The sequence below is a fragment of the Roseibium sp. genome, from assembly GCF_025698965.1.
Taxonomy (GTDB): Bacteria; Pseudomonadota; Alphaproteobacteria; order Rhizobiales; family Stappiaceae; genus Roseibium.
This window is the reverse complement of sequence record NZ_JAILWL010000515.1, coordinates 1-4,415: the sequence shown is the minus strand read 5'-3', so window position 1 is coordinate 4,415 and position 4,415 is coordinate 1. Positions and strand designations below refer to the sequence as shown.

Here is a 4,415-nt window from a genome sequence, read left to right as displayed (position 1 = left end):
GGCTCTCCGTTCCAATCCTGCCTATCGAGCCTTCAATAGAAAGCAGTTCTCCGCGCCCGAACAGGTTGCGGCGACGCCAATAGGATTCAACGCCGAACCCTTCGATACTCGACCAGGATGCACCAGCACCAATGACATGCCGTTTACGCTCGCTGACTTCTATGGTAATCGGCAACAAGCCATCCGAAGCCTCGATATCTCCTTCAACAAGCCGGATTGACGAAAAAATACCGAGTTCATTCAAGCGTTTGCGTGCACGTGCAATGTCTTCGGGAGAATAGATGCCACCTTGTGGCAACATGGCCTGCTGAACGACAAAATTCGGATCCGTAACTTCGGTGCCGCTGACCGAAACTTGACCGAAACGAGCTTGAGGACCGGCATCGGCGACCAAAGTGACATCAAGCTTGTTGTTGCTGTGGTCGGCTGTGATGCGCCGTTCCGCTATTTTCGCCTTTGGATACCCCCGGCCACGCAAAACAGAAACAATGCGGTTTTCAGCCGCAAGGATTTTGCCGGATGCTGCTGTGTCGCCGGGTGTCAGTCCCCAGAACGAAGGATCTGTCGACAGGTCGCCACCTTTTGAAGAGACGGCGACATTGCCAAATGTGAACAGGGGCCCAGGGTTCACCAGAATTGCGACCTTCACCGGCCGCCGGTCCGGCAGATCGCTCTGCTCCAGCGCGGTTTCCAGTGGGATACCGGCAAGTGTCATGTCAACCGTTCCGCCGTACCGCCCATCTGCATAGAGCTTGGCAACCAGACGTTCCCGGTCCGAAAGCGCCCGTGCGATCAGGCCTGCTTCTCCGGAAGGAGGAGAATCCTGCTGTTGGATCAGCAGGGACGCACTCTTGAGATCCTTGGTGAGAGTTTCGTTTCCTCCCGAAACGGTTAGCTCTGCTTCATAGGGTGTGGGATCGGGAACCGCGTCGGTTGTTTCTTCTTCTGCACCCCATAGCCTCCAGCCGAAAATTTCAAAGGCGGACGCCGGATAGGGGGCGGCAAACAGAGAGACGAAAATCAATCCCGTAACGAGTGGGCGCTTGAAAACGCAATTCGCACCGGCCGCCGCGAAAGCAACCAGTGTATCCAAAGCGTATTTGCGCGCATCCGGTTCTAAGCCGGATTTACGAGACGGTAGACCCTTCACTTACTGCCGCCTGACGGATTGGTCAGACCGGATTACCTGATTGCAATCCGGTCAAACTGCGTATGCAGCCCCTACGTCATTTAGACTAGAGAGCCATGGTTAAGGTTCACTAAATCACGATAGACCATGGCACCGGTTTTTGCGCAAGTGCTTAAGTTGGATACCGGTTTCGTCCTGCATGACGCCGGATCGCTGTTTCCAAATGAAGGCGAGCGACCAAGATCACTTGAGGGGTGATCAAGCCAGGATCAGAACAGCGGTTCTTCTTCAGGAAGTCCCATCAACCGTCTTGCAGCGGTCAGTGTGTTGACCATAAGCATGGCGATTGTCATTGGGCCAACACCTCCGGGAACAGGAGTGATTGCGCCTGCATGCTCCACCGCTTCGTTGAATGCCACGTCGCCTACGAGCCGGGATTTGCCTTCTCCTCGCTCAGGGGCAGGGATACGATTGATACCGACGTCGATGACAGTGGCGCCTGGTTTGATCCAGTCGCCTTTGACCATTTCAGGACGGCCGACCGCAGCGACCACAATGTCCGCGCTACGCACAACATCCGGAAGATCCTTGGTCCGGCTGTGTGCGATGGTGACCGTGCAGCTCTCCTGAAGAAGCAGGCTTGCCATTGGCTTGCCGACAATATTGGATCGACCGACAACGACGGCGTTCTTGCCAGACAGGGTGTCGCCAAGTGTTCGTTTCAAAAGGACCAGACTGCCGGCCGGCGTGCAGGGAACGAGTGCGCTATCACGCTCGCCAGTTGTGAGAAGGCCCACATTGACAGGATGAAAGCCGTCCACGTCCTTCTCGGGGCGAATAAGACGGAGCACCTTGCTCTCGTCGATATGCCCAGGCAGTGGCAACTGCACAAGAATACCATGCACGTCCGCATCGTTATTGAGCTGTTCGACCAGTGTCAGCACATCTTCTTCGCTAGTGTCAGCTGCGAGAGTGTGCTTCACGGAATGAAAGCCGCAGGCTTCGGCAGCGCGGTCCTTGTTTCGCACATAGACCTGGCTCGCAGGATCTTCGCCGACAAGCACCACGGCAAGTCCGGGACGCTTGCCGCTGGTTTCCAGCAACCTGGCTGCGCGTCGGGTGATTTCCTCTCGGACTGATTCTGCGATGGCCTTGCCATCAATAATCTGCGCCTGGGGCATTCCGCCTCCTCGTTTTTTAGGAATACATCTTGGTCAGTTTCGAGCGCACGCTATCGAAATGAGGGAAGAGTGAAAACACGGTTTGCGTCTTTTCATGATCTGGTTTCGCCATAAAGCGGAAATTTCTATGTTCGCTCCGCCAGACGAGCTGTTGAAGATCAGGAGTTTGGCCGTGGTTTTGGTAAAAACCACTTTGTTCAAACGCGGCGTTGCCGGACATAACCAGCCTTTCAGAACTTCGCGAAGCTGACGCAAAAAAATGTTACCAACTTCGCCCCGGATACAGCAGGCATAGGCTTCGAAAACGTGTTGAAATCCTTTTGAGGGTAAGTCCCTCGACGGACCTTCCTCGATTTCGGAGGCCGAATTTGTTCCCACGGCCTAGGCCTCGTGGACGAATTGGCTTCGGGCGCGGCGTGTGTTGCATTTGAGTCGTGCGCAGGAGGGAAGCAAAGCCCGTATTGATATACGGGAGAGCTTTCCGACGCCCTCAGGACTCAAATGCGCCGCGTCCTTTCAGGATTTGAGAAAAGAGTGTCCATTTCGGCGTCGCAAAAACTTGAAAGGGGCAATCCTTTCTGCATTTTCGCTCCTGGAACTGGACAATCTTTTCTCAAACCACGCTCCAAACCAATTCGTCCACACGGTCTAGAGTGATTTCACAAAGGCATCCAGTTCGGAAATCGAGCATACGATATGGTAGAACGAGCTTGCCGGTGCCGGTTCCTGAGCGAAGTCACCGTCAGGTGCCAATTTATCGCGCCAAAGACCGGCCGGAACTCCATCCAGAAACACTTGTAGCGCCTTCACGGCATCCGGAATGTCGGCAAGGTAGGCGTCTTTCTCCGGACCGAACGAGATTTGTGCCAGAGCGATCGCAGCCTTCAGCCATTCAGTCTGTCCCCAAAGCCTTGCAATCGGGTCACGGACGGTGAAGTCGTCGTTCAAGGACATGAAGGTGACGCCACGGCTTTCGTCAATGCCGAAAGTTCTTCCAATGTCGTAAAGACGACGAGCAGCGATCAATGCGCCGGCATCGCCGCGCAATTGCCCCCAACGAGCCAGCAGCCATGCCCATTCGAACTGATGGCCAGGCTCCGTGACCTTTCCCTTGTCTCCAGGCATCGGAGACCAGTCGAGATCAAAGAATTCCCTGAGACCGCCAGTGACGGGATCCATGAACCGGTTCAATGCAAGTTCGGCAATCTCATCCGTCAACTCCACCCAAACAGGGTTTTCAGAAACATTTTCCCATGCAAGGCAAGCTTCGAAAAGGTGCATATGTGGATTGGAACACAGAGGAGTGCGGTCTGGATTGGCTTCCCGGAAACCTGCTTCAGGATGTCTATAGTTGTGCAGCAGATAACTTAGAAGACTGTCAGCCTCCGCTATAGCCACCGTTCGTTTTTCTGGCCGGTTGCCAGCAATTTGCGCAAATCCGAAAAGAGCAAAGGCCTGATTGTAGAGGTCGAACGTGTCGTCAATGACATTGTTATCGATGTCTACCGACGCGGCAAAATAACCGTCTGGTGTTTTGAAGGTTTTAATTTGCCAATCAAAAAGGGCGTCGGCGATGTCGTTAGCCGGCCCTTGCCAGCCGAGATTGCCACCTTCAAGAAAGGAATATATCTGGCGGGGAATGACCCGTGCCCGCCGTGGGACTGATGTGGCTTGTTGTGATTTGAGATCGATCGCCTCAAAACACTCACCGTTGTTTGCATCTATGCCGGCAGAAAGCCAGATCGGAAGCGCTTTGTCTGTCAGCCAGCCTGTCAATTCTACCGAGAGGGAGCCTAGTGATTTCCCATTCGATTCCGGAAATTCGTTGGTCATTGGATACCTCACAAATGGGGTCGACAGTGGCTTGGTTTATAATTCCAACGCAGCCAATGTACAGAACTGAAGGCGATAAATCGGAAATTAATCAATTCACTAGTAAATTCGAATGGGTGTGACAGCAAAGTCACACAAGGGAGAATTCTCCCGGGGAGAATCATGATGTGGCTTGGACATCGGCGCTAGAGGGTGCTACCTGACTGACATCGGATGGGGTGGATCGGTTTAGAATGCGAATTTTGTCAGTACTCGTAACTGCAGTGGCCCTG

4 protein-coding genes are annotated in these 4,415 nt (G+C 53.9%); all 4 read right to left on the bottom strand.

All coding sequences use genetic code 11. The annotated features are described in order from the left end of the window. Window positions 1–1,150: POTRA domain-containing protein (locus tag K5905_RS28385; RefSeq protein ID WP_297590675.1), on the bottom strand; the 1,150-nt coding region annotated here is incomplete at its 3' end. Window positions 1,151–1,398: 248 nt separating this feature from the next. Then, window positions 1,399–2,310: a bifunctional methylenetetrahydrofolate dehydrogenase/methenyltetrahydrofolate cyclohydrolase FolD gene (gene folD, locus K5905_RS28380; RefSeq protein ID WP_297590673.1), complete on the bottom strand. Its 912-nt coding sequence runs from the start codon at window positions 2,308–2,310 to the stop codon at window positions 1,399–1,401. A 16-nt stretch (window positions 2,311–2,326) separates the two neighbouring features. Further along, a complete protein-coding gene (locus K5905_RS28375) occupies window positions 2,327–2,530 on the bottom strand; it encodes a hypothetical protein (RefSeq protein WP_297590670.1) in 204 nt (67 codons plus the stop codon). A 428-nt stretch (window positions 2,531–2,958) separates the two neighbouring features. After that, window positions 2,959–4,143, bottom strand: a complete 1,185-nt coding sequence (locus tag K5905_RS28370; protein WP_297590668.1) for an AGE family epimerase/isomerase — start codon at window positions 4,141–4,143, stop codon at window positions 2,959–2,961. Between the last annotated feature and the right edge of the window lie 272 nt (window positions 4,144–4,415).